Origin of the sequence: Candidatus Methanocrinis alkalitolerans (assembly GCF_029167205.1) — an archaeon.
Lineage (GTDB): Archaea > Halobacteriota > Methanosarcinia > Methanotrichales > Methanotrichaceae > Methanocrinis > Methanocrinis alkalitolerans.
In genome coordinates, this window is the sequence record NZ_JARFPL010000002.1 from 69,279 (window position 1) to 94,552 (window position 25,274).

At 57.3% G+C, this 25,274-nt stretch carries 28 protein-coding genes, 1 tRNA gene, 1 other RNA gene and 2 pseudogenes; 18 read left to right on the plus strand and 14 right to left on the minus strand.

Annotated features, from left to right (window positions below; all coding sequences use genetic code 11):
* Window positions 1-58 precede the first annotated feature (58 nt).
* Window positions 59-487 carry a hypothetical protein gene (locus P0O24_RS01045; protein ID WP_316967883.1) on the plus strand — a complete coding sequence of 143 codons (429 nt, stop codon included), beginning with the start codon at window positions 59-61 and terminating at the stop codon, window positions 485-487.
* Between the two features lie 43 nt (window positions 488-530).
* On the opposite strand, the gene P0O24_RS01050 is transcribed toward P0O24_RS01045, so the two are convergent.
* The 3 genes from P0O24_RS01050 to P0O24_RS01060 all read right to left on the minus strand — a co-directional run bounded on the left by P0O24_RS01050 (window position 531) and on the right by P0O24_RS01060 (window position 3,358).
* Complete coding sequence (locus P0O24_RS01050) at window positions 531-1,508, minus strand: radical SAM protein (protein WP_316967884.1); 978 nt, start codon at window positions 1,506-1,508, stop codon at window positions 531-533.
* 23 nt (window positions 1,509-1,531) lie between these two features.
* A complete protein-coding gene (gene lysA, locus P0O24_RS01055; protein ID WP_316967885.1) occupies window positions 1,532-2,815 on the minus strand; it encodes a diaminopimelate decarboxylase in 1,284 nt (427 codons plus the stop codon).
* Between the two features lie 84 nt (window positions 2,816-2,899).
* The gene (locus tag P0O24_RS01060) at window positions 2,900-3,358 is read right to left on the minus strand and encodes a deoxycytidylate deaminase (RefSeq protein WP_316967886.1); all 459 of its coding nucleotides are present in this window, start codon (window positions 3,356-3,358) and stop codon (window positions 2,900-2,902) included.
* 340 nt (window positions 3,359-3,698) lie between these two features.
* Here P0O24_RS01060 and lysS point away from each other — a divergent pair, with 340 nt between their 5' ends.
* From lysS to pyrE, 4 genes are read left to right on the plus strand one after another with little or no spacing between them, the layout of a single operon-like run.
* Window positions 3,699-5,192: a lysine--tRNA ligase gene (gene lysS, locus P0O24_RS01065; RefSeq protein WP_316967887.1), complete on the plus strand. Its 1,494-nt coding sequence runs from the start codon at window positions 3,699-3,701 to the stop codon at window positions 5,190-5,192.
* Window positions 5,193-5,231: 39 nt separating this feature from the next.
* Window positions 5,232-5,666 carry a nucleoside 2-deoxyribosyltransferase gene (locus tag P0O24_RS01070; RefSeq protein ID WP_316967888.1) on the plus strand — a complete coding sequence of 145 codons (435 nt, stop codon included), beginning with the start codon at window positions 5,232-5,234 and terminating at the stop codon, window positions 5,664-5,666.
* Window positions 5,667-5,690: 24 nt separating this feature from the next.
* Window positions 5,691-6,473 (plus strand): metallophosphoesterase, encoded by a 783-nt coding sequence (locus P0O24_RS01075; protein ID WP_316967889.1) that lies wholly within the window; start codon window positions 5,691-5,693, stop codon window positions 6,471-6,473.
* 35 nt (window positions 6,474-6,508) lie between these two features.
* The gene (gene pyrE, locus P0O24_RS01080; RefSeq protein ID WP_316967890.1) at window positions 6,509-7,060 is read left to right on the plus strand and encodes an orotate phosphoribosyltransferase; all 552 of its coding nucleotides are present in this window, start codon (window positions 6,509-6,511) and stop codon (window positions 7,058-7,060) included.
* Here the strand turns inward: pyrE and P0O24_RS01085 are convergent.
* Window positions 7,057-7,431: a hypothetical protein gene (locus tag P0O24_RS01085; RefSeq protein WP_316967891.1), complete on the minus strand. Its 375-nt coding sequence runs from the start codon at window positions 7,429-7,431 to the stop codon at window positions 7,057-7,059. The genes pyrE and P0O24_RS01085 overlap by 4 nt on opposite strands.
* 143 nt (window positions 7,432-7,574) lie before the next feature.
* Between P0O24_RS01085 and P0O24_RS01090 the strand changes: the two genes are divergently transcribed.
* The 6 genes and pseudogenes from P0O24_RS01090 (at window position 7,575) to P0O24_RS01115 (ending at window position 12,151) form a co-directional block, all read left to right on the plus strand.
* A complete protein-coding gene (locus P0O24_RS01090) occupies window positions 7,575-9,140 on the plus strand; it encodes a hypothetical protein (protein WP_316967892.1) in 1,566 nt (521 codons plus the stop codon).
* The gene (locus P0O24_RS01095; protein WP_316967893.1) at window positions 9,043-10,056 is read left to right on the plus strand and encodes a class I SAM-dependent methyltransferase; all 1,014 of its coding nucleotides are present in this window, start codon (window positions 9,043-9,045) and stop codon (window positions 10,054-10,056) included. Before P0O24_RS01090 ends, P0O24_RS01095 begins: the two co-directional genes overlap by 98 nt.
* Window positions 10,057-10,114: 58 nt before the next feature.
* Window positions 10,115-10,171 (plus strand): annotated as a pseudogene (locus tag P0O24_RS12500) (hypothetical protein); the annotation flags it as partial.
* A 157-nt stretch (window positions 10,172-10,328) separates the two neighbouring features.
* Window positions 10,329-10,826: pseudogene (locus tag P0O24_RS01105) on the plus strand (MBL fold metallo-hydrolase); the annotation flags it as partial.
* 63 nt (window positions 10,827-10,889) lie between these two features.
* Window positions 10,890-10,962, plus strand: a tRNA-Gln gene (locus P0O24_RS01110).
* Window positions 10,963-11,254: 292 nt separating this feature from the next.
* The gene (locus P0O24_RS01115; RefSeq protein WP_316967895.1) at window positions 11,255-12,151 is read left to right on the plus strand and encodes a GIY-YIG nuclease family protein; all 897 of its coding nucleotides are present in this window, start codon (window positions 11,255-11,257) and stop codon (window positions 12,149-12,151) included.
* A 184-nt stretch (window positions 12,152-12,335) separates the two neighbouring features.
* On the opposite strand, the gene P0O24_RS01120 is transcribed toward P0O24_RS01115, so the two are convergent.
* Both P0O24_RS01120 and P0O24_RS01125 read right to left on the minus strand, forming a co-directional pair.
* Complete coding sequence (locus P0O24_RS01120; protein WP_316967896.1) at window positions 12,336-12,746, minus strand: hypothetical protein; 411 nt, start codon at window positions 12,744-12,746, stop codon at window positions 12,336-12,338.
* A 278-nt stretch (window positions 12,747-13,024) separates the two neighbouring features.
* Window positions 13,025-14,545 (minus strand): tetratricopeptide repeat protein, encoded by a 1,521-nt coding sequence (locus P0O24_RS01125; protein ID WP_316967897.1) that lies wholly within the window; start codon window positions 14,543-14,545, stop codon window positions 13,025-13,027.
* A gap of 227 nt (window positions 14,546-14,772) precedes the next feature.
* Between P0O24_RS01125 and P0O24_RS01130 the strand changes: the two genes are divergently transcribed.
* Complete coding sequence (locus P0O24_RS01130) at window positions 14,773-14,904, plus strand: hypothetical protein (RefSeq protein WP_316967898.1); 132 nt, start codon at window positions 14,773-14,775, stop codon at window positions 14,902-14,904.
* A gap of 221 nt (window positions 14,905-15,125) precedes the next feature.
* Here the strand turns inward: P0O24_RS01130 and P0O24_RS01135 are convergent, their stop codons facing one another.
* The gene (locus tag P0O24_RS01135; protein ID WP_316967899.1) at window positions 15,126-15,329 is read right to left on the minus strand and encodes a hypothetical protein; all 204 of its coding nucleotides are present in this window, start codon (window positions 15,327-15,329) and stop codon (window positions 15,126-15,128) included.
* A gap of 124 nt (window positions 15,330-15,453) precedes the next feature.
* On the opposite strand from P0O24_RS01135, the gene P0O24_RS01140 reads away from it, so the two are divergent.
* Window positions 15,454-16,527 carry a GHMP family kinase ATP-binding protein gene (locus tag P0O24_RS01140; RefSeq protein ID WP_316967900.1) on the plus strand — a complete coding sequence of 358 codons (1,074 nt, stop codon included), beginning with the start codon at window positions 15,454-15,456 and terminating at the stop codon, window positions 16,525-16,527.
* An 11-nt stretch (window positions 16,528-16,538) separates the two neighbouring features.
* Here P0O24_RS01140 and P0O24_RS01145 read toward each other — a convergent pair whose 3' ends face one another.
* From P0O24_RS01145 to P0O24_RS01160, 4 genes are all read right to left on the minus strand, one after another.
* Complete coding sequence (locus P0O24_RS01145) at window positions 16,539-17,417, minus strand: DUF2099 family protein (protein ID WP_316967901.1); 879 nt, start codon at window positions 17,415-17,417, stop codon at window positions 16,539-16,541.
* A gap of 28 nt (window positions 17,418-17,445) precedes the next feature.
* Entirely contained in the window at window positions 17,446-17,862 is a 417-nt protein-coding gene (gene msrB / locus P0O24_RS01150) for a peptide-methionine (R)-S-oxide reductase MsrB (RefSeq protein ID WP_394356647.1), read from the minus strand.
* A gap of 100 nt (window positions 17,863-17,962) precedes the next feature.
* Entirely contained in the window at window positions 17,963-18,478 is a 516-nt protein-coding gene (locus P0O24_RS01155) for a nitroreductase family protein (protein WP_316967903.1), read from the minus strand.
* Window positions 18,479-18,483: 5 nt separating this feature from the next.
* A complete protein-coding gene (locus P0O24_RS01160) occupies window positions 18,484-18,729 on the minus strand; it encodes a transcriptional regulator (RefSeq protein WP_316967904.1) in 246 nt (81 codons plus the stop codon).
* Between the two features lie 72 nt (window positions 18,730-18,801).
* Here P0O24_RS01160 and ffs point away from each other — a divergent pair.
* An RNA gene (gene ffs / locus P0O24_RS01165) (signal recognition particle sRNA) lies at window positions 18,802-19,117 on the plus strand.
* Between the two features lie 12 nt (window positions 19,118-19,129).
* On the opposite strand, the gene hsp20 is transcribed toward ffs, so the two are convergent.
* Window positions 19,130-19,714 carry an archaeal heat shock protein Hsp20 gene (gene hsp20, locus P0O24_RS01170; RefSeq protein WP_316967905.1) on the minus strand — a complete coding sequence of 195 codons (585 nt, stop codon included), beginning with the start codon at window positions 19,712-19,714 and terminating at the stop codon, window positions 19,130-19,132.
* A gap of 401 nt (window positions 19,715-20,115) precedes the next feature.
* On the opposite strand from hsp20, the gene P0O24_RS01175 reads away from it, so the two are divergent.
* Window positions 20,116-20,775, plus strand: a complete 660-nt coding sequence (locus tag P0O24_RS01175) for a tetratricopeptide repeat protein (RefSeq protein WP_316967906.1) — start codon at window positions 20,116-20,118, stop codon at window positions 20,773-20,775.
* Between the two features lie 15 nt (window positions 20,776-20,790).
* The gene (locus tag P0O24_RS01180) at window positions 20,791-21,015 is read left to right on the plus strand and encodes a hypothetical protein (protein ID WP_316967907.1); all 225 of its coding nucleotides are present in this window, start codon (window positions 20,791-20,793) and stop codon (window positions 21,013-21,015) included.
* Window positions 21,016-21,913: 898 nt separating this feature from the next.
* Here the strand turns inward: P0O24_RS01180 and P0O24_RS01185 are convergent.
* A complete protein-coding gene (locus tag P0O24_RS01185; protein ID WP_316967908.1) occupies window positions 21,914-22,459 on the minus strand; it encodes a hypothetical protein in 546 nt (181 codons plus the stop codon).
* Between the two features lie 294 nt (window positions 22,460-22,753).
* Entirely contained in the window at window positions 22,754-23,413 is a 660-nt protein-coding gene (locus P0O24_RS01190; RefSeq protein ID WP_316967909.1) for a HEAT repeat domain-containing protein, read from the minus strand.
* A 444-nt stretch (window positions 23,414-23,857) separates the two neighbouring features.
* On the opposite strand from P0O24_RS01190, the gene P0O24_RS01195 reads away from it, so the two are divergent.
* Window positions 23,858-24,367: a hypothetical protein gene (locus tag P0O24_RS01195; RefSeq protein WP_316967910.1), complete on the plus strand. Its 510-nt coding sequence runs from the start codon at window positions 23,858-23,860 to the stop codon at window positions 24,365-24,367.
* Window positions 24,349-25,272, plus strand: coding sequence for a tyrosine-type recombinase/integrase (locus P0O24_RS01200; protein WP_316967911.1), 924 nt, complete (start codon window positions 24,349-24,351; stop codon window positions 25,270-25,272). Before P0O24_RS01195 ends, P0O24_RS01200 begins: the two co-directional genes overlap by 19 nt.
* Window positions 25,273-25,274: the final 2 nt, after the last annotated feature.

Consider the following 25,274-nt stretch of genomic DNA (forward strand, 5'->3'; position numbering starts at 1 on the left):
GAGCTACGCCCCGTCTGGGGTGAAAGAATTGTTCAAAGGGCACTTTAAAGCGTCAACCATGACGGCGATGGCCTTATCCATCATCGTCCTGGGGACGGTGGCAGGAGCGACCTCCTGGAGCCCGGGGACGTACGGCCTCGGGATCGGCACCTTCTCCTGGGCATCCCAGGACGGGGATAAAGAGGCGGTACAGCTCAGCGGCACCGGCATCATGGGTATCCCACAGGTCCCCACCTTCGCAGCGATCAGGCTCGGAGCCGGCGGCCAGGAGGCGTCCCAGGACGGAGGCGTGGCGGCGGTACAGCTGGGAAGCGCGGGCGTCCAGACGGCCTCGCAAAACGCGGCCAGCGGGAGCCTGCAGCTCAGCGGCTACCACGACAATATGGGAAGCTATACGAACGTACTCTACCCGTCCTTCATGCTCGGCGGCACCTTTGGTGGTGGCGGCGGTGGCGGCGGTGGTGGCGGCGGCTGCGGCAGTTGCTGATCCCTCGCTACGGTGACGGATCATACCCCCTTTTTTTTGGAGATCAGATCCACCGGTAGTGGGCCAACACCTCGGGGCGAAAGTCGAAGAGGAGGCTGTTTTCGACGTAGCCGAAGAAGAGGCAGCCCTCACAATTCCGGACGATCTCCTCCCGTCTCTTCTTCGATGACTCCCAGACCCTGGCCAGGCCCTGAGAAACGTGGCCTAGGGGCTCTTTATGGACCCGGCAGGTCTGGACCGTCCCGTCGGAGGAGACGGAGAGGACGATCTCTGGAGCATGGCAGCTGTTGTTGGGCTTTCTCTCCCGGACCATCCGCAGGTAGGTGAGGGAGTTGATGATGGGGCCGCCCCCCTTCTTCAGCTCCATGAGCCGGTCCACCGACCGCCGATAGGCGGGAAGGTCCTCCTCACCGATCCCGTAATCGTCCCAGACCCGCCCCTGGACCCCCGGGGCCTCGTGGAGCGGCTCGAAGGAGATCTGGGCCCCGAGATCCCCGGCGAGACCGACGAGGTCCACAAGCTCCGAGAGGTTCTTTCTGCTGATGACGCAGTTCATCAGGACCGCATGGCCCGCATCTCGGGCTGCCCTGATCCCCGCCAGGACCGGCTCGACTGAGACGCCCCGGATATCTCGATAGGAGTCGATCCCGTCGACGGAGACGGAGAGGAGATCGAGGTCGGATAGGTCGCCGACCCTCTCGGAGAGGAGGAGACCGTTGGTGATGAGGGATGTGACCATCCCCAGGGACCTGGCGTGGCGGAGGACCTGAGGGAGATCGGGGCGGAGGAGCGGCTCCGCCGTCCAGGCGTTGTAGACGCCGATCCCGAAGGATTTTGCGTCATCCAGCATGGCGAAGATGGCATCGGTGGTCATCTCCGGGCCGGGCTTCCGCCAGTACTCACAGAAGGGGCACTGGAGGTTGCACCGGGAGTTGATCCCGTGGGAGAGGACGAAGGGCCTCTTCCTCACCCTCATCTGGAGGAGGGCTCTTGCTGCGATCCAGGGGTTGAAGGCGGCCATATCTGCCGAAGCCTCTGGAGACTCTACCTCAATAGCCTCGCCGGAACGACCTGTCCCGCCAGAAGGGCGCTCTCATCCTCCCCCCGGCGGATCAGCTCCGCGCCGCCCCCGCTCACCAGAACCTCCGGGCAGCGGGGCTGGCCGTTGTAGACGGAGGCCATGGAGAAGCCGTAGGCTCCGGCATCGAGGATCGCGACGACGTCCCCCCTCTCCACCTTCGGAAGGTCTCTGTCCCTGGCGAGGACGTCGCCGCTCTCGCAGATGGGGCCGACGACGGTATACTTCTCTTCATCCTCCCGGTCCATCTTGTTGGCGACGACGGCATGGTGGTAGGCGTCGTAGAGCATGGGCCTTGCCAGGAGGTTGAATCCGGCGTCAACGCCGACGAAGTTGACGTGGGCCCTCTTTACTACGTTCACGCTGGTGACCAAGAGGGTGGAGTCGGCTACGATGCTTCGGCCAGGCTCCAGGATCATCCGCGGGCTTATGCCCAGCCTCCGGCACCCCTCCTGGAAAATCGGAGTGATGCCGGCGGCCAGCTCGGACGGCGTCGGGGCCAGGGTATCAGGGGTGTAGGCGATGCCCAGGCCCCCGCCGAAGTCCATCATCTCGATCTCGCCCCCCGCTTCGACGATCTGCGCCGCCAGGTCCATCATCTTCGCCGCGGCGTCGACGAAGGGGGAGACGTCCAGGATCTGGGAGCCGATGTGGCAGTGGAGGCCGACGGGCTTCACCCCTTCAAGGCCCATGGCGATCCTGTAGACCTCGACGATCTCCTGCCAGGGTATCCCGAACTTGGAGGTCTTCAGGCCGGTGGCGATCTTGGGATGGGTCTTGGCCGATACGTCGGGGTTCACCCGGAAGGCCACCTCCGCCACCTCCCCCATCTCAGAGGCGACCTCGGATAGGGCGCTGACCTCATCGAGGGAGTCTGCGGATACCCTGACTTTGGCCTCGACTGCCATCTCCAGCTCCTCGGTCCGCTTCGAGTTGCCGTTGAAGAGGATCTTCTCTCCGGGGATCCCCGCCATCCTCACCAGGGATAGCTCCCCGGCGGAGAAGACGTCCGCCCCCAGCCCCTCCTCCGCCAAAATCCTCAGGATGGCGAGGTTCCCGTTGGCCTTGACGGCGAAATAGACGTCCGCCTCAGCAAAGGCCTCCCGGTAAGCTCTGGCGTTCTCCCTCAGCCGCCTCTCGCTCGTAACATAGAGGGGGGTCCCGAAGACCTCGGCGAGGTCCACCACGTCGACCCCGTCGATGGTGAGGTGGCCCCCTTCCGCCCTCAGATGATCCTTCGTCCCGAACATAGGACTTGTTGTAGGGGCCGGGACGGTAAAATCTTTTTCGTGGCTTTCGATCTATAGAGTCGTACCTAATTGGAGAGTCATACCTCACTGGAAGGGGGGGTCGCAAGGAGGCATCATCGTCACCTCCACCCCCGCCTCCTCCAGGAACCGGAGCGCCTCGTCGTCGGGGTAGGGGTTGCCGTAGACGACCCGCCGGATCTGGGAGTTGATGATGATCTTGGCGCAGAGGATGCAGGGCTGGTGGGTGCAGTAGAGGGTGGCGCCGCTGGTGCTGACGCCGTGGATCGCCGCCTGGATGATGGCGTTCTGCTCGGCGTGTACGGCGCGGCAGAGCTCGTGGCGGTATCCGCTCTCGACGTTCTCGCGGCGGCACCCGACCTCGAGGCAGTGGGAGAGGCCCGTCGGCGCGCCGTTGTACCCGGTGGAGAGGATCCTCTTATCCCTCACCAGGACTGCGCCTACCTTATGCCGAAGGCACGTAGACCGGGTCGCCACCACAGATGATATCTCCATGAAGTACTCGTCGAGGGAAGGCCGTTGCATGAGGGGGGGATCGGCCCGCAGCTATATCTCTCTTATCTTATCTTCAGGTCGCGTACTCGATCTACTGAAAATCGCCACTCGAATCGAATTCAAGGGACGTATTTTCCGCCAAACAGCCATTACGTCACCCGTTAGCGCTATTCAGTAATCTGGGTACGCGACCATCTTCACTTCACGTCTCATCACTTCACGTCTCATCACTTCACGTCTCATCACTTCACGTCTCATCACTTCACGTCTCATCACTTCACGTCTCATCACTTCACGTCTCAACGCTCCCCTTACTCGAAGAGGCCGAAGGCGGAAAGTTAATATCACTATCTCGATCGATGGAGAGGCCATGACGATTCACTGGGCCGACGTGGCGGCGGAGAAGCTCGCAGGCGAGGGCCCTCAGACGGTGGCGACGGGGATCACCCCCTCCGGCCAGATCCACCTCGGGAACATGCGGGAGGTGATGACCGCCGATGCCGTCTACCGGGCCCTCCGGGACCGGGGGGTCGGCGCCCGGCTTATATACATCGCCGACAGCTACGACCCCCTCCGGCGGCTCTACCCCTTCCTCCCCAAGAGCTTCGAGGAACATGTAGGAAAGCCCCTCTCGGAGATCCCCTGCCCCGAAGGCTGCTGCGCCAGCTACGCAGACCACTTCCTCCTCCCCTTCTTCGACTCTCTGGAGAGGCTCGGGATCCGCCCCGAGATATACAGGGCAGACAGGATGTACAAGGACGGCCTCTACGTCGAGGCGATCAAGACCGCCCTCGAGAAGAGGGGCGATATCGCCCGGATCCTCAAGGAGGTATCAGGTAGAGAGCTTCCCGCCAGCTGGTGCCCCCTGGACGCGATATGCCAGAGTTGCGGCCGGCTGAACTCCACCCAGGTCGTCGCCTTCGACCTCGAGGGCGAGAGTGCCGATTACGTCTGCCGGTGCGGCCATGAGGGGACTGCATCCTTCAGGGGCGGGGGAAAGCTAGCCTGGAGGGTCGACTGGCCCGCCCGGTGGTCGATCCTGGACGTCACCGTGGAGCCCTTCGGCAAAGACCACGCCACCGCCGGGGGTTCTTACGATACGGGAAAGAGGATCTCCGAGGAGGTCTACCGCCGCCCCGCCCCTTACCCGGTCGTCTACGAGTGGATCCACCTGAAGGGGAAGGGTGCGATGCACTCCTCCACCGGGATCGTCGTGACGATAAGGGATATGCTGGACGTCGTCCCGCCGGAGGTCCTCCGCTACCTCATCATCAGGACGAAACCGGAGAAGCACATCGAGTTCGATCCGGGCCTCCCCCTCCTCTCCCTCATCGAGGAGTACGACCGGCAGGCGGGAGAGGAGAGGGGCCTGGAGCTATCCCGGATCGGGGGAGAGGAGACGGCCCCCATCCCCTACCGGCACATGGTGACGGCGGTCCAGATCGCCGGAGGCGACCCCGACCAGCTCTTCGTCGTCCTGAACCGGAGCGGCTACGACACCACCGACCGCGAAAGGATCCTCTCCCGGGCCGCCAACGTCAGGGCATGGCTCGACCGATACGCACCCCCCTTCGTCAAGTTCGTCCTCCAGGAGACGCTCCCTTCAAAGGCCAAAGACCTCAATCCTGAGGTGAGGGGAGCCCTAGGCCTCCTGGCGGAGAGGCTCGGGGGGAAGGGCGGCGAGGAGATACACAACGAGGTCTACGCCGTCGCCGAGGAGAGAGGCCTGGATCCAAAGAAGCTCTTCGAGGCGGTCTACGTCGCCTTCCTGGGGCAGAAGCAGGGGCCGAAGGCGGGGTGGTTCCTGGCGAGCCTCGACGCGGAGTTCGTAAAAGAGAGGCTCATCGCCGCCTCCGCCGACTAGATCGGACGGGGTCTAGGTGAAGAGGGGAGAGGAAAAAATATGGTCGAGAAGATATCCGTATACCTCGCAGGCCCCCTCTTCTCCAGGTCCGAGATCGATGGTGCAGGATATCTCAAAAGAGAAATCGAGGCGGCCCTGGGGGATAGGGTCGAGGTCGTCTGGCCCTTCGAGACCGCCTCAGGGACGACGGAGGAGATATTCCGCGCGAACCTTTCGGCCCTGGAGAGGTCTCCCCTGATGGTGGCGATCCTCGACGGAGCCCAGGTCGACGACGGGACCGCCTGGGAGGTGGGGTATCACTGCGCCCTCTTCGGAAGGAGGGCAATTGGGATCAGGACCGACATCAGGAAGGCGGGGGAGGCGTCCGAGTCCATCGTCAACCTGATGATCGAGCTCTCCTGCCGGGCTGTGGTCAAGGACGTCCCAGGGCTCCTCGCTGAGCTGGAAAGAGCCCTGGATGAGATGGTGATATAATCCCTTGAGGCATAACCTCTTCCGATGACGATTGCAAGGCCGATCCCCAGCGAGCCTCTCCTCCTGGTGGAGGGGGGCGAGAGGGTGCTGGTGGCAGCCGACCTCCACATAGGGATAGAGCACCAACTCTGGCTCGGCGGCGCCAGCGTCCCCAGCCAGAGCGGCAAGATGCTGGAGGGGCTCGCTGCCCGGCTCGAAGAGGTCTCCCCCGACCGGCTCCTCCTCCTGGGGGACGTCAAGCACAACCTGCCCTGGAATTCTCTTCAGGAGAAGACCGAGGTCCCGGCATTCCTCAAGTCCCTTTCTCGCGTCGCAAAAGTCGAGATAGTCGTCGGAAACCACGACGTAGGCATATCCCACCTCGCTCCGCCGGAGGTGGAAATCCATCCTGCCACAGGGGTCGTCATCGATGGGGCCGGATACTTCCACGGCCATACCTGGCCAGACTCCTCGGTCTTCGAGGCCGAGATCCTGGTGGCGTCCCACCTCCATCCGGCGGTGAGGCTCGCCGACCGGATCGGCTCCGCCCCCCCCGAGAGGGCCTGGGTGAGGGCCCCCCTCTCGCCGGAGGGGCTCTCGGAGGAGTACGGCCGAAAGATCTCAGGACCCGAGGTGACGATCGTCCCCGCCTATAACCCCCTATGCGGAGGCTACCCCCTCGACGCCGCCTTTCGGGAGGAGAGGGGGCCCCTCCCCAGGATCGTTCGCCTCGATGAGGGGAGGGTCTACCTCCTGGACGGAACCGACCTGGGAAGGCTGCAGAGGGTGAGGGCTATCCAGGCGAAGATGACGGGAAGGGGGCGCTGAAAACGGTTATATCCCCCGCCCCCATCGTCCAGGTCATGGACGAGAGAGAGAGGCTTTTGGAGCTGTTGAGGACGAGGGCTCTTCGGAGGGGGAAGATCACCCTCTCCTCGGGGAGGGTGAGCGACTACTACGTCGACGCCCGAGAGGTCGTCCTCCATCCGGAGGGGGCGTACCTGACGGGGAGGCTGATCCTCGATATGATAGACCCTGAGGCGGCGGCCGTCGCCGGGATGACCCTGGGAGCAGACCCCATAGTTGCGGCCGTATCCGTCGTCGGCCACCTCGGGGGGAGGGACCTTCCGGCGCTGATCATAAGAAAGGAGGCCAAGGGGCACGGTACCGGAAAGTTCGTAGAAGGGCCGACCCTCCCCCAGGGGTCGAAGGTGGCGGTCGTCGACGACGTCGTCACCACGGGGTCGTCCCTCATAAAGTCCATCGAGAGGCTGAAGGGAGAGGGCTACGAGCCGATCCAGGCGATCGCCATCCTCGACCGGGAGGAGGGCGGAAGCGAACGGCTAGCCGACGTCGGATACCGCCTCGAGTCGATCTTCACAAGGTCGGAGCTTCTGGAGGAGACGGCCGTCTAGACCACCGTCAGAAGCCTGCCGTTCCTGTCACCGCACCTGATGTGGCGGGATCGACCCTCTTCGTCGGTGTAGATCACCTGGGATGATATTGCGTACTGGCCCGGGCTCTCGCCCCTAACCGGATAGTCGACGGACGCCGAATTTCCCGGCGGTATATTCACGGTCCTGACCCCCGGATCGAGGACCAGAAGACCATCAGGGACCCCCGGAACTACGCTGACGTCCAGGGCAGACTCCCCGGTGTTGCCGAGGCGGAGCGTCACCAATACATCTTCCCCCACACCCACATGGTAGCGGTCAAGCCCCTGCTCTACGTGGATCCCCACCACCAGAAAGACCAGGAGGACCGGCACCAAAGGAACCGTCTTCATCGAACCGAACTAGGGCCCCTCCGGAATTTAAAGGTAGCTTTCATATAAGAGCTACGTGAGACCTCCGCGCCCCCTTTTCGTCCTCGTCCTGGTGGAGAGGGGATACAAAAATACTTATCATGGCGAAGACTTTTCTACCACCGATGGACGTTTCGTACTCGGTCTGGCGCGAGGTAGCGGCGGAGAGGGAGACGGTGAGCGGCGAAAGCTTCTCCTTCCTCTTCGACCGACGGTATACCAACCGCCTCAACAGGATGAGCCGGGTATTCTTCGAGGCTTATGCCAGGGCCACAAGAGAGGTCGCGGAGGAGGAGGACCGCTTCCCGAGCCTCAGCGAGATCGAGTCGAGGATGGACAGCGGCGCCATATACGCCTACAAGGACCGGCTGATGAGGTCCACCGGTTTCTTCGAGGAGGTGAAGATCTCCGGGATATCCTATCTCATACCCAAGGCCAGACGGTTCGTCGACGAGACGGGGACCTATACCGACCTCATTTTAGACCTGGAGAACGGCGAGGTCGTCTTGCCCAAGAGGGATAAGCCCTCGGCAGGTCCGCGGACCGAGGAGTCGGGCCCCGAAGGAGACGAGACGGAGGGGGAAGAGGAGGATCTCGAGGAGGGATCGGAGGGTTTGGTGGAAGGAGAGCCCCCCGCTCCGCCGGAGGGATTCGACGTGGGGAGGGGGGAGGAGCCGGACCGCCCCACGGCGCCTTCGGCCGAAGAGGCTGAACCCCGGGGCGAAGACGAAGACGAAGCGGCTGATGGAGAAGACGAGAGAAGGCCTCCCGGCGCGGAGGAGGCAGGGGCAAAAGAAGAGGCGAGGCCCCAGCCGGTGGCGCCCCCTGAGGAGCCTCCCCTCGAGCCGGAGGAGAAGAAGGCCGAAGGGACGATGGGAGCCGAAATCCCCACGGTGAAGACCTCCGAGGCGGCGGAGGATGAGACCGAGCCCGTCGCCTTCGTCGAGATGGAAAAACCGGAGGAGATCTTCGGCCCGCAAGCCTCCGGGGTGGAGAGGGAGCCGCCGGCAGATAAGACCCCTCCTCCGGCCTTTCAGCCGAGGAACCCACCGAAGAGGCCGGAGAAGGGGTCTGGTGGATGGTGGAGGGATAAGAAGGCCCTCGTCATCGCCGGCATCGGCCTCCTCCTCATCGTAGCAGGCTTTTACTTATGGCCTTCCGAGGCGCCGGAGCCTCCGGCGATCCCGCCTCCGCCGTCGGATTTCGTCAGCTATTCCGCCTACCTGACAAACGCCTCCGGCAACTCCTATCTCAACCTGGACATAACAAACCCCAAGGGGCTGGAGAGCAAGGTGGAGCTCGTCCTCCCCCCGGACGTGGACAAGAGCATCAGCGCCACCGGCGGGATAGTAACGATATATTACACCAACAACACCGTCATCCAGCTCGTCTCCAGCAACAACGCCAGCGTCTCGGTCGCCCTCACCGACGAGTACATCCTCGTCCCCGTCACCTTCAACCTGGCGATACCCGAAGGTTACGAGTCGTCGGTCCTAGTCTACGACAAAGACTATAGGGTCAGCAGGACCAACAGCACCATAAACCTCTGGTCCAACACCACCGCAGACCCCCTGGAATTCGATCAGATCTACAATGCCAAGAGAGCATCTGGCGGTCCCGGTACCGAGGAGAGAGGCCCAGAGAACGCTACAGCGGGCCCGCCGACTGGGCCTCCTGGACCCCAGACGTAAGACCGTCTCAAAGGGCGAGATGGTAGAGATACCCGTGACCTCCGCCCCGCCGGGGATGGTGGTAGTCCTCCAGAACGCCCCCGAGTTTTACGAGACCATTCCAGACCTCGCCGCCTTCTTCGGCGAGGACATCTGCGCCGAAGAGAGGAACCTCCTCCCGCGGGGATGGTCGATCCTGGGGAGGGTGATCGCCGTCAAGATCGACCCCCGGATCCATCACCTCAAGGGGAAGATCGGCGACGCTCTCCTGGCGATCTACCCCCGCTGCTCCTCCGTCCTCCTGGACCGGGGGGTAGCCGGTCCCTTCCGGGAGCCGGACCGAGAGCTCATTGCAGGCGACCCCGCCACCGAGACGGTCCACCGGGAGGACGGGGTCGCCTTCAAGCTCGACCCCATGAAGACGATGTTCTCGCCGGGGAACATGCGGGAGAGGATGAGGATGGGCCGCCTCGGCAGAGGCGAGACCGTCGTCGACATGTTCGCCGGGATCGGCTACTTCACCCTCCCCATGGCGGTCCACTCCCGCCCCAAGAGGATCTTCGCCATCGAGATCAATCCGGTCGCCTTCGGCTACCTCGTCGAGAACGTGCGGCTCAACGGCGTCGATGGAATCGTCGTCCCCATCCAGGGCGACTGCGCCGTTGCCACCCCAAAGGGCGTCGCCGACCGGGCAGTGATGGGGTATGTCGGGACGACGGACCGCTACCTCGACGCCGGTATCGCCGCCCTCCGGACCGGTGGAGTCCTCCACTACCACCAGACCGTCCCCGAGCGGCTCTATCCCGAAAAGCTCGAAGAAGATCTGACGGAGGCAGCGGAGCGGGCGGGAAGGTCGGTGCAGATCGAGAGGCGGGCAAGGGTGAAGAAGTACTCGCCGGGGATGCTCCACGCCGTCATCGACGCCCGGGTCAAGTGATCGAATCGAGTTACCGAATCGAATAATTATTATCCTATAAGATCAATAATCATCTTCGGTGATCATTTTGAAGATAAGATGGCTGGGCCACTCCTGCTTCAGGATCGAGGACGGTTCGGGGAAGGTCGTAGTAACAGACCCCTTCGACGAGGCCGTCGGCTACCCCCTCCCGAGGATCAGGGCCGACGCCGTCACCGTCAGCCACGACCACCACGACCACAACAACGTCGAGGCCCTTCAGGGCCGACGCCGTCACCGTCAGCCACGACCACCACGACCACAACAACGTCGAGGCCCTTCAGGGCCGACCGGCGGTGGTGAAGGGGCCGGGAGAGAAGGAGGCCGCCGGGATCAGGTTCGAAGGCTTCCAGACGTATCACGACGAGGAGAAGGGAGAGCTCCGGGGCGATAACACCATATTCTGCTTCGAGATGGACGGCGTCAGGATCTGCCACCTCGGCGACCTCGGCCACCTCCTCAGCGAAGAAGACGCCGCCGCCCTCGGCGAAGTGGACGTTCTGATGATCCCCGTCGGTGGGGTCTACACCATCGACGCCGGAGGCGCCAAGGAGGTCGTCGGCCAGATAAAGCCGAAGGTCGTCATCCCGATGCACTTTATGACCCCGGCCCTCACCTTCAAGGTCGACCCTCCCGACCGGTTCCTCTCGGGCCAGAAGGTCGAGAGGCCGGCCACCACCTTCGAGGTCTCGAAGGAGAGGCTTGCTGAAGAGGTAGATGGGCCCCTGATCGTCCTTCTCGACTACAGATGAGGGGCCGGAGGTGGCGGCCGGATCGACAGGTTAATACATGAAAAGCGAAATCTGGCGTGCTGAAGCCCGGTGATGTAGCGGTCAATCATACGAGGCTCTGGACCTCGTCACCAAGGTTCGAATCCTTGCCGGGCTACTACGGTATATTTTGTTGGTCTTTTCCGGGGAAGCTAAAGGTCGTATCTCTGATGAAGTTAGTCTACAAGATCACTTACCGGAACGGAAAGATCTACTTAAGCAAAGATAGGAGATCGAATTCATTCGATCTCTCCGGTCAAACGATCATCATATTGGCTACAACCAATTGCCAAAACGCAGCCGCTAAATCGATAATTGAAAAATAGGTTTATATCGCATGTCGAAGGACTATCTGATGCCTTCAGATGGTGGAGGCCGGAAGATCGATAAGCTATAATGAGGTCTGTTAAATGGGTGGAGATATCACGAATACTGAGCAGACCCCGATGCCCCGACCATTTTCGATCAAAATCTTTTGCCACGATGGAAACCCTGCAGGATTGAGGATAATATCGAAGTCCAATTGGACGGGATGCGGTTTAGTATGTCCAAGACCTCTTTTGCCTGCGGTAAAAGGCAGAAAGGAGTTCACCCAACCAGGAGTTTACGTCCTGGTAGGCCCTCCCGAAGAGGGGGAGCTGCCCAAGATATACATAGGCGAGGGGGATGCGGTCGGGCCGAGGTTGGAGCAGCATTATGGCAACAAAGAGTTTTGGACCTGGGTGGTCTTCTTCGTCGCCACCGATGGCAGCCTTAACAAAGCCCATGTCCAGCATTTAGAGGCGAGGTTGCTCGACATGGCCAGGCAGGCCAAACGGTCCGCTATCGACAATATAAACGCACCTCAAACGCCCGCCCTATCTGAAGCCGACGCTGCTGACGCTGAAAGCTTCCTGGCGGACATGTTGAGCATATTCCCTCTCCTCGGCCTAACCGTCTTTGAAAAGGCTCTCGGGACAAAGAGGAGATCAAGGCATCTATTCTCCATCGAGGCGAAAGGAATCTCCGCAAGAGGTTATGAGAGCCCAGAGGGTTTTCTGGTCCTCCAGGGATCGAAAGCCGTTTGTTCCGAAGTCGCATCAATCCATCGCTATCTTTCAGAACTCAGGAAAGAGCTTCAATCGCAGGGTGTATTGATACCTAGCGGAGATAACCTTGAGTTCTCACAGGATTATCTCTTCAACTCGCCTTCGACGGCTGCAGGGGTCGTCCAGGGCAGGTCGGCCAATGGGCGAATCGATTGGAAAGATGATCGCGGTAGGACTCTCAGGGAGGTCCAAGAGGAGAAGATGAGAACGTCCGTTTAAGCGAGAGCCTCTAAAGAAGATTTTTCGATGCAGAGCCACAACTGGCTTTAAGCTTTTATATGAAATTAACCAGCCCTGGCGAGACCTTCGCCCCTGACCACTTACCCCAGGATCTCCCTGGAGTCCCGCCCTTTGCCTCGATCACCACCCCCAACGACCTTCGCTACGATCTGGCATTCAATAATCACAGGGTTTCAATTATTTTATCAAATTCAAATTTATTAAGCAAATCCAAATTCTTTTTAGATATATTCAGCCCCCATTCGGGCTTGCTCTTTTTCCCTTCATAATCACGACTTACCAGCAAGCGGTTGGGATTGGACCACTCTGATGAAGGTATAAGAGACATCTTCGGCGGCTTACCTTCTTCGAAAAGCACAATGGCAACCAGCAAATTCTTCCTTAGATCGAATTTGTGTTTCGGTAAAAAAATGTAGTTGAGTCCTCTAACAGATTTGACCTGAATATCATAATATGTATTTTCATTTTTTCGAGCTATAAAATCTATACCTTTATCGTCGACCTCGGGCGTATAAACATCGAATCCCGCTAGCGTAAATTCCATCTTCACGAAATATTCAGCGTATTTGCCCAACTGCAGATGATTCAAGTGGTCCCATTTATATATCATCCTAACGCCTCACAATTATCCCTATTCTTGTAGAAGGAGGGCCATCATCTTCATTAACATTTGCCTAGAAGATCGTCGGCATCTCGGAGCATCACCTAGATCAAAACCCGGATGGGATGGCGGGAGGGCGCCCCCCACCCACCTTCTAGAACTCGATCCCCACCCCCTCCTTCGCCACCGGTTCCATCCCCGGATAGATCGGAGCTTCGTCGCCTCATCTCGCTGCTTTTGACACATCAGCATCATATGTAGAGGTAGTCATCCTCCTTGAAGGTATACCCATTCTCGGTCTTGAATGTAATGATGATATCAAACCGTTCAGGTTCGCCACCTAGTTTGATCTCACTGTTACTAATTCTGGGCGATAGGTACACTAGGTCCGTTTCCCCTGTAGTGCTAGTCGCACAGTAGTAATCGTCCCCCGTAACCTCGAACGTCTTGGTCACCACTTTCCCGCTCGGATAGTCTTTGTATACGTCAACCGTAACTGTTCCAAACGCCTGGACACATATTTTCTGAACCACCATGCCTGCATCAAGGATTAAGTATACCCTGAACCCATCCCCCACCTCATCTGTTCCAGCATCCATCCAGGTGTCATCAGTGACCTCGTATTGAAGACGAACTTCACCATCGCACTCCGTATCACGTCCAAGTGCAGCTAAAACAGCATCGGCTTCAGAGTAACGTTTCAACTTCAGCAGAGCGACACCTTTGTTATGCCATGCGTCGACATAATCAGGATTAATTTTGATGGCCTCATCATAAGCCTGGATGGCTTCATCATATTTGCTCTGCTTCATGAGAGCGTCACCTTTGTTTCTCCAAACCACGGAATCTTCAGGATCGAGACGGATGGCTTCATCATAAGCCTGGATCGCCTCTTGATCCTTGCCCAAGCGAGCTAGACTAAAGCCTTTAAGTCCCCAGAGTAAAACGTTCTCAGGGTCTAGCCTGATGGCTTCATCATACGCCTGTATCGCCTCGGTGCAGTTGCCATGGAAAACTTGAACAAGACCCTTTTCAAACCAGGCCCGAGGATCTTCGGGATCGATTCTGATAGCCTCGTCATAAGCCTGGATAGCTTCGTCATATTTGCCCTGATCATTAAGAACATCTCCCTTATTCTTCCAGACTACAGCGTTCTCTGGGTCTAGCCTGATGGCTTCGTCGTAAGCTTGGATCGCCTCGTCGTACTTGCCTTGACCTGCGAGAGCAACGCCTTTGCCATTCCAAGCATCGGCATACTCGGGATCTAGCCTGATTGTCTCATCAAATTGCTGGAGTGCCTCATCCAACTTGCCCTGCTGGAGGAGAGCAACGCCTTTGTTATACCAGGCCAATTCATCCTCAGAATACAACCGTATGGCTTCATCGTAAGCCTGTATGGCCTCAGAGTAGTTTCCCTGACTATAGAGAGCAACGCCTTTACGAACCCAGGCTTGGGTGCATCCAGGATCTAGCCTTATGGCTTCGTCATAAGCCTGGATAGCTTCGGTATAGTTGCCCTGTGCTACAAGAACCATGCCTTTACCGGTCCACGCCAAGGCACCATCTGGATCAAGCTTGATAACTTCTTCAATCGCTAGAACGCCTTCGTCATAACTACCCTCGCTAAATAGTACTCGACCCTTCTCTAGCCACTCCTCAGCAGTCTCCTGGCCACACACAGGCATGGCCAATGCAGCCAGAGCCAACACGCACAGAATCGCATTCAGTTTCGTATTAGTCACCCTCTTGAGAAGGGGCTTGTCACGACCCAAGAAAAATGTTTCCATGAAGATCGGGGAACACCCGAAGATCCTACGGCGTGCCCCCTTAGCTGATTCTGTTGAATCTTATGGTGGTGGCCTTTTGAAACCACCATACTGCGATAACGTAATATTTTGCACCACCACAGGATTCAACAGTACAGTCTAACGAAATAAAAATTCAAAATACTCTCATTTTTTTAATATATATAAAAATATTAAAAAATAGCCATAAACATATGGTCGCAGTTGGAAATGAAGTACTTAAACAATATCCATATTCTCTCGCAAAAGTTTCAAATGATCCTTTAAAAATCATCGATATGGTACTTACAGAACGTAACATAATAACGCTTCCAGATACTCTTTAATCAGATGCGTGACGAATCATCCGCAGAAGGTTTTTTCAATTAGAGAGAAATGAAGATAGACATTCTAACATCTAGAATATAATTCTATTGTATAATCCCTAAATATATCTAAGAAGAATTTGGATCTGCTAAGCAAATTTAAATTTGAGAACATAATCGATACCTTGTGAATTCGGCTTTCAAGCCCTACCGGCCCCAGTCGGAGCATCCCCCCCCACCATCTAGAACTCGATCGCCACCCCCTCCTCCGCCACCCCCTCCTCCGCCACCCCCACCCCCTCGAAGCGATCGGCGAACCACCCCCACGCCTCAGGTGTTGATGAGGACGATCCGGCCCGGGTCGATCCGATCGATGACCCGGGCCAGGCCTTCCCGGGACGCGCCCCAGTGCGGGATGCACCCCCTCCAATGCAGGGCTTCTGCATGCCGACCCCCCTCCTTCGCCACCGAGACGCCCGCCGCCAAGAGAATATACTTTGACTGAAGCTTAGGAGATCATGGTCGCAGGAAGCTCGATTATTGGGACAGGACGCGGAGGAGGCCCCTGAGATGCCCAAGATGAAGATCCGGGGCGGGGACCTGGACCTGGTGGAGTACGAGTTCAGCCCCTTCTCCCCGGGCGAGAAGATCAACGCCCTGGGGATCGAGGGGCGCCACCTTGCGCCCGTGGAGGGGAAGGTGAGGGCTACGGCGCCGGGGAGGATCCACCTCACCGTCCTGGACATGAACCGGTTTGCCCCCAACAGGCCCGGCGGCGGCGGCGTCGGCTTCGCCCTGCAGATCAGCTGCTTTGCGGAAGTGGAGTGCACGCCGCGGGAGACTTCAATCGACTACTCTCGAGAGCCGATCGTCCGCCACTTCGTCGCCGTCTTCAAGGAGGCGACGGGCTACTCCGGCGGCTTTTCGATCAAAGTCCGCGACCACGAGAACAAGCACGTCGGCCTCGGCTCCACCGGCTCGGTCCTCGTCGCCCTCGCCACCGCCATGAACGTAGCACTGGGGGAGCCCCTGACAAAAGACGAGATCCGCCTCCTCATCGGAAGCAACTACGTCGAGGAGACGGAGGACGGCCGCGTGACGTTGGGCTTTGAGACCGGCGTTGGCCCCGCCGCCGTAACCTACGGAGGGATGGCGGTGATGGGCGACGAGCTGGCCCTCGCCTACCACCATCCCTTCGCGGAAGGAAAGAACGTCTTCGTGATCATCCCTGAGACGACGGTCTCATCGTCGGGGAGGGAGGAGTTCGACCTCCTGATGAACCGGGCCCGAAACCTCGACTATCAGGACCGGGAGCTTAAGGCCTACTTCATCCTGATGGACCTGATCCCCGCCCTGGAGCGGGGGGATTTGAAGAAGATCGGGGAGGTCATCTGGGAGATCGAGTTCCGGGGCTCGAAGCGGGCGGAGGTCGAGCACCACGGTTTTCTCATCTACCAGCATATGAGCCGCCTCCGGGAGGCGGGGCTGGAGTTCGTCGGTATGAGCTCTGTAGGGCCGTCCATCGCCGTCGTGACGGAGCGGTCGGAGAAAGAGATGGACGAGATCCTCGCGCCGATGGGCCTTGCGATTGCGATATCGACGAAGGTGGACAACGTCGGGCTGAAGGTGGAGAGGATCGGATAGGCGGGCCCACCTCAAAAGAGGGGCTCCGGCAGCTTCTCCTCCGGCCCGTAAGGAAGAGTCGCCCTGTGCATCACCAGGCTCTCGTCGAAGGCGAGGGCCCGATTGAGGACGAGCCCTTTGCCCCGGTTGGTGAGGGCGAATACGGGTATCGAGATCCCGATCTGAAGCTTCGCCTGCCTTCCCACCACCTCCCTGACCTGCCGCGAGGCGCAGCCCCAGACGACGTCGCAGGTCTCGGCGAGGACTCGGGCGTCCTCCACCGTCAAGCCGATGTTGTGGACCGCAAATATGACCGGTCCCTCCCCCGGCGCCGACCCGCCCGCCGAAGGCGAAGCCGTCTTTCTGATCTCTTCTGCCTCGAAGGCCCTCCTTCCTGTGATGGTGACGACAACCCTCTCAAAACCGGCGGCTAGAGCCCTCTTGTAACCCTCGACCTGATCTATGGTGCAAAGGTCGTCGAGGAGGAGGCAGCCCCTCTCTCGAAGGCCAGACTGGACCTCCTCGATCGGCTCGGTTCTGACGAGGCCGGTCATGTGGGCGCCCAGGGCGGCGACGACCTCGGGCCTCGCTGCAACGACCGTCCCCGCCCCCTCGCAGACTACGACGGCGGCATCGACGAGACCGGTCCTCATGGCGTCGGCGATCATCTCCGAGGCGCCGAAGCTGACGGGCCGCTCATTCAACTCTAAAACACGATGGGGTCCGTACATCCCCAGCTCTTCGATGTGGCCTCTGAGGACCGCCTCGACGGTCTCTTTCGACTCCGCCTCGATCCCGTAGAGGCCGCTTCGGAGGGGGCACCGTTCGACCTTCGGATCTGTCAGAACCTCGATCTCTCCATCCCTCACCCGGACGAGAGCCCCGGCCATCTCCAGCATGTGCTCCGCCAAAAGAATCAGCCTTCAAATTTCGATATCTTCACCCCTCGGAATTCAGCTCGTCCTCGGGGACGAACTTCAGAGCCACAGAGTTGATGCAGTATCGAAGCCCCGTCGGAGGCGGCCCGTCCTCAAAGACGTGGCCCAGGTGGGAGTCGCACCGCGCACAGACCACCTCGACCCTGACCATCCCGTAGCTTCTGTCCTCCCTCTCCTCGACGCTCTCCTCGGAGATCGGCTCCCAGAAGCTGGGCCAACCGGAGCCCGAGTCGAACTTCGCCTTTGAGGAGAAGAGGTCGTTTGCGCATGCGACGCAGCGGTAGACCCCCTCGCCCTTGAAGTTGTAGTACTTGCCGGAGAAGGGGGGCTCCGTCCCCCTCTTCCTGGTGACGAGGTACTCATCGCGGCCGAGGAGCCTCTTCCATTCATCGTCGGTCTTGATCACTTTTTCGACCATAATTCTCACCGCCTCAATCTCGACCTCCACCTAACTCCACCTAACTCCACTTAACTTCACCGACCTCGAAATTCCGGTCCCAAGACCCCAAATCGCCTCCTCATCCCCAGCTCTCGAAGGCGACGATCTCGTCCATCTCCTTTCGCGGCCTCGATGCGGGGGGCTCCTCGGCGGGGTAGCCGATGGGAAGGAGCGCCACGACCCTCACCTCTGGGGGTATGCTCAGGACCTTCTTGACCTCCTCCTCGTAAAACGCCCCGATCCAGCAGGTTCCCAGCCCCTCCGCCGCCGCCTGGAGGGTCATGTGGTCGACGGCGATGGCGAGGTCGATGGGGTAGGTCAGCTGGCCGCAGGTCATGACGTAGTCGGTGACGGTGGCGCATGCAGCGATCACCACAGGGGCCTCGCCGACGAAGGTCTGACCCTTCGCCGCCTCAGCGAGCCGCTTCCTCCGCCCATCGTCCCGAACGACGACGAACTTCCACTCCTGGAGGTTCTTCGCTGAAGGAGCGAGCCTGCCCGCCTCTAAGATCCGGTCGAGCTTATCGTTCTCGATCTTTCGGGGCTGGTACTTCCTGATGCTCCTCCTCTTTTTTATCGCCTCGGAGACTTCCATCAGGATCACCCCCTCTTCTTCAGCTCTTTCGATAGCTCGACCCCCAGGTCGGTGAACTTCCAGACCCCGTCCGTCTCCTTCAAGAGCCCCTTGCCTGCGACCTCCTCCAGGGTCCGCCCCACCACGGGGGCGGTGAGCCTGCCGAACTTGGCTATCTTCTCGGCGGGCTGGGGCCCCTTGGACTCGATCACTTCCAATATCTTTATCCTCTGCTTATTTCCCATGACAAAGCCTATCATCTCTTCCATCATCTAGCACCACCTCGGTTCAAATTCTGGTCTATTCTTGCGTTAGGTTTATGTTCTCCCAAATGACTCTGTTATCCGCGGGCTAGTCCGGGTGGCTCGGCGTCACCTGTAACCCGAGATCGCCGATATGCGGGGGACGAAGCCAGTGGACGACTGAGGGTGTTGCAGGTTCAGTCCAGTTGCCGACTGTGATTCTCCGCCCTGTGGGGACGGCATTGATGTCCGGGTCTGCCGGAGGGCAGGTCTGTTCATCTCAACTGCGGGGACCGGTTCAGGCCCGGAAGGGAGCAGACCTACCGCGGATAACTGTCGCTTGCAGACTTGCGGGGAGGAGGAGGTTTCTGGGTCACCTGGCCTGCGGCATCGCTGGCAACCGCCGGCGCGCCCGCATTAAAAAATCAATTTACTCGATCTTGATCTCCTTGCCCTTCTCCGCCTTCACCTTCTTCTCCAGCTCGACGGAGAGAACCCCGTTCTTATAGCTGGCTTTGGCGCTATCGGGATCGACCTCGGAGTCGAAGTCTATCGTCTTGGCGAACTTCTTATCGCCCGTCGTCTCGATCCGCACCGCTCTTTCCGTGGAGTCGAGCTTGATGCTCTCCTTATCCACCCCCGGAAGCTCGGCGAAGATCTTGTAGAGGTCGCCGTCCTCCATCACGTCGACCAGCGGCTCTCGCCCCGCGCTCGGCTCGATGCCGCCGCGGCCGGGACGGATGTTCCCAAACTCCCGGAAGGTCGGCTCCTTGCCCGGCTCCGCGGTGTAGCTGAAGCCGTAGACGAAGGGGCCGTAGCGCCGGGACGTCCCCGCGGGGCTCTCCTCCTCCCGGACCAGCTCCTTCAGGTCCTCGGGGATCTCCTCCTGGAACCTCCTGATCAGGTCGTCGAAGGGGTCTCTATAGAGCCCCTCCTCGCGCTCCTCCTCGAAGGGGAAGCCTCTGAAGAGCCCCTCGAAGGCGTCGAATATGGACGGGTATCTCCTTCTTCTCATTATTTGTCACCTCTTTTTTATCGGTCAATCTTATTATTATGGGGGCGCTCGGATATACGCTTTTTGGTGAATGGGGTGCGGAGGAGCGAAAGGCACGATTCGGGTCAGTGACCAGCCCACCGATCATGCCAAAAACTTTTTCATTAATAATGCCCTTCCGTTCCAGGTGGGTGATTAAGCCGGCATTTCGCATTAACGGTTTGAACGCTCATTAATTTTCCTGCTATCGATTTTTTGAGAATAGATATCATTCGACGCATTATCGAGGTCAAATCAGGCCAGCGCCATAAAGACTTAGAATATAATAGACTCTTTTTTATAAGAAACTGAATTGTTAACACGGTGTTAACAGATTCAACTAAAATTATTATTAACAATAATTGAGTATTAGATTTGATTTTATGCACATCAAGATAAGCCAAAAATTCTCGGTTTTTCATAGCCTACCTGCGGAATGCCGGATTAAGACGAGATCGGAACCAATTTTTGCTGTGCTGATACTAGCAGTGCTAGCGATAACGCCAGTGAACGGACAGCTTAGCACTGGCGAATACAACGAAGTGCTCGGTATTGTGAGAGATCGCCTCGACCCTCCAAGCGCGGAAGAATGGTTCTTGCGAGGTGGAACTTTTGCGAACCAAGGGGCGCATGAAACGTCTTTAGAGTGTTACGAAAAGGCAATACAACTTAATTCTAGCCGCCCTGAGTTTTGGAACGAGGCTGGGATTAGTTTGTCCAATTTGGGGCGAGACGATGAGGCGCTGATTTACTTCGAAGTTGCTTTGCAGTTGGACCCCAAATTTAAATATGCATGGAATAACAAGGGTAATGTTTTTCTGAGGTGGGGCAAGTATGATGAAGCAATCCGATGTTTTGATGAAGGTCTACGAATAGATCCGAGCAATGGTATACTTGCGATGAATAGGAAGATAGCGATTTCCCGGAAAGAAGAGGCTAAACGGAAGCTTTCAATACAACCAGGAATAGGTGGTTCCATAAGAATTCCGGCTTGGTACATAGATGAAATGGGGAATAAAGGCGAACCGATCCGTCTGTACTAATGGGAGGGGATAAGCTTGAATATGCTAAAGAAGATACAAATTCCCGTTGAATTTGCCTTCATTCTCTTCTCTTCGTTGGCTTTTACAGTGTCGGCGGATCAATGCGATGTCGTGGCGGGTGATGTGAATTTTAATGTGGAAGACTATCATGCCATGGCACCAGGTTTTCCTGCAGGTTCGAGTACGGTTCTCTTTAGTGACTCTACTTTCGAAGTTTTGGTTTTAGCATATATTTTCTAAAAATTACGCGGAATATATTCTAGTTTCATTTGGATATGTATGCCTCATTTGACTTCGCAAAGCTCCCGTATTGTGTGAGACGCAGGGGTAGTTCATAAACTACGCTCGACCGAGGGAAAACTTGTAAAGTAGAGTTAGTGAGTGTACTTTCGTGATAGATGTAGATGATAAGTATAGAATATTAGATCAGATACGTGCAAGATATTGGTATTATGAAGCTACGGATTATTATGATAACGAACATTCATTTGTCATCGGTTAAGGGTATTTTGATAGTTTTCTATGTAAAGAGTTATTCTTTTCATTATTAAATTATATTTCAATATACCCTATGCCATGAAAAACGACGCGATGAATACCCTGTGTGTGATATCTAAACGTGGGGATTAGCAGGCGATTTAGATAAATTTTTAATTGTTTGTCTTAGAGAACCGCTATCGGCGGGCAATTCAATGCGGTTGTTTGGCTTAACCGATGACCAATGAACGAACATTATGAACTTGCTTTAGCTTGTGCTGATATATCAATTTAGTAACTATTCAGCTATACCGAATCGCCCGCATGATGCTGACTTTGATTATAACGGTATGCCGATCAACAACTTGCACCAAAATGAAAAACGATATCCAATGCCGAGGTTACTTGAAGTTAGCTTTCTGGAACTGGCCACACGAGATCTCTAAGAGCGGGTCTGATGATGCTGTTTGCGGTGGGCTGAATAGTTACTCAATTTAAAGATATGATCGTAACTCCCAAAGCTGGACGCTGAAGGGTGCGTCTCTATAAATGCTCGGCAGGTATCCAGAGTCGATAGATAAACTGTTGCGAGGAGGCGCTAGGCGACCCAGACGCCCAGGGGCACCCGGCTCTGATGCACCGTGCGGCTCCTCTCCGGGCATCAAGGGTACGAAGGAGGGGCGTCGGGGGGTACCGTGGAGCCTAAAACGTACCAGGGGGCGCCCAATACGTATCCCGGCCCTCTCCTGTATATCGGCCTATATCCTCGCGGATCTCTCCACCAGCTCCCATCTATATAGACTGGCTGATAGCGGTCGAGGCCATATGTCCCATAATATGTAGTGCCGTCCAGAAATGCCCGCGCTACTGGGTACCATTCGTCGTGGAACAGCCTATCATCATAATATCTCCATGCGATGGGATGGCCGTACGCACCATAGTACCCACCATAATATCTCCAGTATGCCCCCCCATCCAGGAACGATCGCGCTACAGGATACCATTCGTCGTGTAGCAGCCAATCATCATAAAATTCCATTCCGATGGGATCGCCGAATGATCCGTAGTAGGTGATGCTGCCGACGCCGGACGAGAGCCAGTCTGGGGGCTCAGGACCCGGATCCTCTTTCGCCGAAGCGATCGCAGCGGCACCCAAACATAGGCAAACCAACGCCAATAAGCCCAATGCCAATACAAATCTTCTCATCTCACTAACCTCAACGGCTTAGCTCGTCTTCTCCCCAATATCGATATCAGCGCTGAAAGTTTATAACAATTGCGCCGTTACAAAATGTCAAAACCGTCGAAGAAGAAGAGGGCTGACGCAGAAGACCATCTATCTGTGGGCCCATCCCGACTCGTCCGCCGCCCCCCGGCCCCCAGAAACGGCAGCAATTTCGGTGAAGGCGCCATTTCCCCCGCCGGGGACCAGGCATCATCGCCACCGCCCACCAAAAATTGTGGGGGGGGTGTGAAGGATGGGGGAGGGGTGGGGAGGGGGCTAATCCGCCTCCAGCCTCTCCAACGCCTGTTTTGCCGCCCTTTGAACCGACGGCGCCTCGTCGTCCAGCGCCTCGGCGAGGGGTCCCGCCGCCCGGGGGTCGCCTATCCGGCAGAGGGCGAGGGCGGCGTTCCGGCGGACGTGCTCATATCCGTCTTTCAGAGCTTCGATGAGGGGATCGACCGCCCGAGGGTCGCCGATCCTCCCGAGGGACCAGGCGGCCCTGGATCGGACGGACCATATGGCATCCCCCAGTCCGTCGATGAGGGGATCGACCGCCCTAGGGTCGCCGATCCTCCCGAGGGCCTCCACCGCCCTCCATCGGACCCCTTTATTCTCATCGCCGAGGGCCGCCATCAGATGATCGAGTGCCCCGGCATCACCGATCTGACCGAGGGCGTAGGCGGCCCTCGATCGAACCATCTGGTCCCCGTCACCCTTCAGAGCTTCGATTAGGGGACCGACGGCTCCGGGGTCGCCGATGACCCCCAGGGACCAGGCGGCCCGCTCCCGGACCCTCCCTTCCCCGTCCTTCAGGGCTTCGATGAGGGGCTCTGTGGCCCCGGGGTCGCCGATCCTCCCGAGGGCATAAGCCGCCATCGTGCGGGAATGCAGATCGCCGCTCTTCAGAGCCCGCAATAGGTCATCGATCTCTGCCATCGCCGGCCACCGCCCGTAAGATCAGTTTCAGTATCATCTCCTCTGCCCTCCTCTCCATCCTCTCTCTTGGGAAGGCGGTCAAGGTCCGTGAAAAATTTATCGGTGTCTTCCCACGGGCCAGCGGGGATCGATCGGTGAGAGAAAAAGTCGGCAGGTTTGACGGCGCCGCTTATACCTCTTTTTAAAGAATCTGAGGATCCTGCTTATGCCTACCAGAGCCAGCACCTTAATGATCTTCTTGTGCAACGCCATCGTAAATCACCACTTATCCTTTCTGCCATCAAACGCGAAGAACGTTTCGGTTTAGTCGAATAATATGAAGCGAATTGAGGTGAGGATGCGGCTTCATGCCTAAAGAAAATTAGTGCCCAGACCCGGATTTGATCACTGTTTTACAGGTAAAGCTTTATATACTTGCGGATCAATTCCATATCGGTGACTTAATTGGTCAAACCCGATAGATCGAGGTACGTTTGGCTCTACCTCCCATCCAAAGCTGATAAAGAGAGATGGCAGGCTTTGGCGGACGAAGCGAAGTCTCCTTTATCCAGATTCGTTATCGAGATAGTTGAGAGCACCTTGGCGGAGAACGAAGAGCTTCGTCCCCGTCGCGAAATGGTGAATGAGCTGGAATCTGTAAAGAATGAGAACAAAAAACTTCGTGATGATCTGCGCCAGAAAGACATCGTTATAGATAGGTACGAGTCCGAATTGAAGCGCTATAGAAGTGAAGTCTTCCTTAGCTCCAATTTTGAAGGTATTCGCCGCTACAGCAAAGAGTTAGTGGAGATCTTAAAAGCTGGGAATTACGTGGACAGCTACCGCCTGTTGGAAGTCCTGAATATCGATCCTAGGGAGTCGGAGCAGATCCAGGCAGTATCCCACCAACTGGAGGAGCTTGAAGAATACGGGATGATAAAACCTGAGGGTCGAGGATGGCGATGGATAGGTTAATTGAAGGATTCCTTCAGGACTGCGCCATCCGGGGGATGACAAAGAGATCGGTTGAATCGTATCATTCCAGCCTAAAAAACTTCGCAATCTACGTTGCGGAACAGGCAATCAGCATCGTTGAAGTTGATAAAAACGCTCTCAGAGGATATATAGAGCATCTTCGACTCTACAAAGGATTTACGATGAGGACTATTGAAGCCAACTTTTCCGCGATATCGAGCTTCTATGAATATTTGGTCTTCGAAGGGATTGTCTCCGCAAATCCTGTGATCCCCATTAGAAAACGATACATCAAGCGATACAAGAATAATGACGATGCTCGCACCAGAAAGCTGATCTCTGCGGATGAAATGGCTATGCTCATAAACTCCACAATCGATATCCGGGACAAAGCAATAATCACGTTGTTGGCAAAGACTGGTATTAGGCGCAACGAACTAATTACTCTGGACCTTTATGATGTCGATTTTGTCGAGCAGAAAATCAGACTTAAACCCACGGCAAAAAGGAAAAACAGGACTATTTTTTTTGACGAAGAGACAGCTTTTCTGCTCCGCCGATGGCTAAAAATCCGGATTGGTATGAATCTCAAGGATGATCCTGCATTATTCCTGAATGCATATGGTGGTCGGCTAAACCGCAATGGTATTTACGATGCTGTGGTCAAGGCAGCTGAAAGGGTGGGTCTACATGATCCGAAGTCTGATAGACTGGAAGACCACTTTACCCCACACTGCTGCCGCCACTGGTTCACCACCCACCTCCGCCGAGCGGGCATGCCTCGCGAATTCATCCAAGAGCTGCGCGGAGATGCTAGGAGGGAGACCATAGATATATATGATCATATAGATGAAAAAGAGCTTCGCGAAAGCTACCTCGCCCATATACCGCAACTGGGGATATAGGC

Excerpts from the sequence above, each read along its gene's own strand:
- P0O24_RS01045 (WP_316967883.1), top strand. The coding sequence starts at position 59 with ATGACGGCGATGGCCTTATCCATCATCGTCCTGGGGACGGTGGCAGGA.
- P0O24_RS01050 (WP_316967884.1), bottom strand. The coding sequence starts at position 1,508 with ATGGCCGCCTTCAACCCCTGGATCGCAGCAAGAGCCCTCCTCCAGATG.
- lysA (WP_316967885.1), bottom strand. The coding sequence starts at position 2,815 with ATGTTCGGGACGAAGGATCATCTGAGGGCGGAAGGGGGCCACCTCACC.
- P0O24_RS01060 (WP_316967886.1), bottom strand. The coding sequence starts at position 3,358 with ATGCAACGGCCTTCCCTCGACGAGTACTTCATGGAGATATCATCTGTG.
- lysS (WP_316967887.1), top strand. The coding sequence starts at position 3,699 with ATGACGATTCACTGGGCCGACGTGGCGGCGGAGAAGCTCGCAGGCGAG.
- P0O24_RS01070 (WP_316967888.1), top strand. The coding sequence starts at position 5,232 with ATGGTCGAGAAGATATCCGTATACCTCGCAGGCCCCCTCTTCTCCAGG.
- P0O24_RS01075 (WP_316967889.1), top strand. The coding sequence starts at position 5,691 with ATGACGATTGCAAGGCCGATCCCCAGCGAGCCTCTCCTCCTGGTGGAG.
- pyrE (WP_316967890.1), top strand. The coding sequence starts at position 6,509 with ATGGACGAGAGAGAGAGGCTTTTGGAGCTGTTGAGGACGAGGGCTCTT.
- P0O24_RS01085 (WP_316967891.1), bottom strand. The coding sequence starts at position 7,431 with ATGAAGACGGTTCCTTTGGTGCCGGTCCTCCTGGTCTTTCTGGTGGTG.
- P0O24_RS01090 (WP_316967892.1), top strand. The coding sequence starts at position 7,575 with ATGGACGTTTCGTACTCGGTCTGGCGCGAGGTAGCGGCGGAGAGGGAG.
- P0O24_RS01095 (WP_316967893.1), top strand. The coding sequence starts at position 9,043 with ATGCCAAGAGAGCATCTGGCGGTCCCGGTACCGAGGAGAGAGGCCCAG.
- P0O24_RS01115 (WP_316967895.1), top strand. The coding sequence starts at position 11,255 with ATGGGTGGAGATATCACGAATACTGAGCAGACCCCGATGCCCCGACCA.
- P0O24_RS01130 (WP_316967898.1), top strand. The coding sequence starts at position 14,773 with ATGGTCGCAGTTGGAAATGAAGTACTTAAACAATATCCATATTCTCTC.
- P0O24_RS01135 (WP_316967899.1), bottom strand. The coding sequence starts at position 15,329 with ATGCAGAAGCCCTGCATTGGAGGGGGTGCATCCCGCACTGGGGCGCGT.
- P0O24_RS01140 (WP_316967900.1), top strand. The coding sequence starts at position 15,454 with ATGCCCAAGATGAAGATCCGGGGCGGGGACCTGGACCTGGTGGAGTAC.
- msrB (WP_394356647.1), bottom strand. The coding sequence starts at position 17,862 with ATGGTCGAAAAAGTGATCAAGACCGACGATGAATGGAAGAGGCTCCTC.
- P0O24_RS01155 (WP_316967903.1), bottom strand. The coding sequence starts at position 18,478 with ATGGAAGTCTCCGAGGCGATAAAAAAGAGGAGGAGCATCAGGAAGTAC.
- P0O24_RS01160 (WP_316967904.1), bottom strand. The coding sequence starts at position 18,729 with ATGATGGAAGAGATGATAGGCTTTGTCATGGGAAATAAGCAGAGGATA.
- hsp20 (WP_316967905.1), bottom strand. The coding sequence starts at position 19,714 with ATGAGAAGAAGGAGATACCCGTCCATATTCGACGCCTTCGAGGGGCTC.
- P0O24_RS01175 (WP_316967906.1), top strand. The coding sequence starts at position 20,116 with ATGCACATCAAGATAAGCCAAAAATTCTCGGTTTTTCATAGCCTACCT.
- P0O24_RS01185 (WP_316967908.1), bottom strand. The coding sequence starts at position 22,459 with ATGAGAAGATTTGTATTGGCATTGGGCTTATTGGCGTTGGTTTGCCTA.
- P0O24_RS01190 (WP_316967909.1), bottom strand. The coding sequence starts at position 23,413 with ATGGCAGAGATCGATGACCTATTGCGGGCTCTGAAGAGCGGCGATCTG.
- P0O24_RS01200 (WP_316967911.1), top strand. The coding sequence starts at position 24,349 with ATGGCGATGGATAGGTTAATTGAAGGATTCCTTCAGGACTGCGCCATC.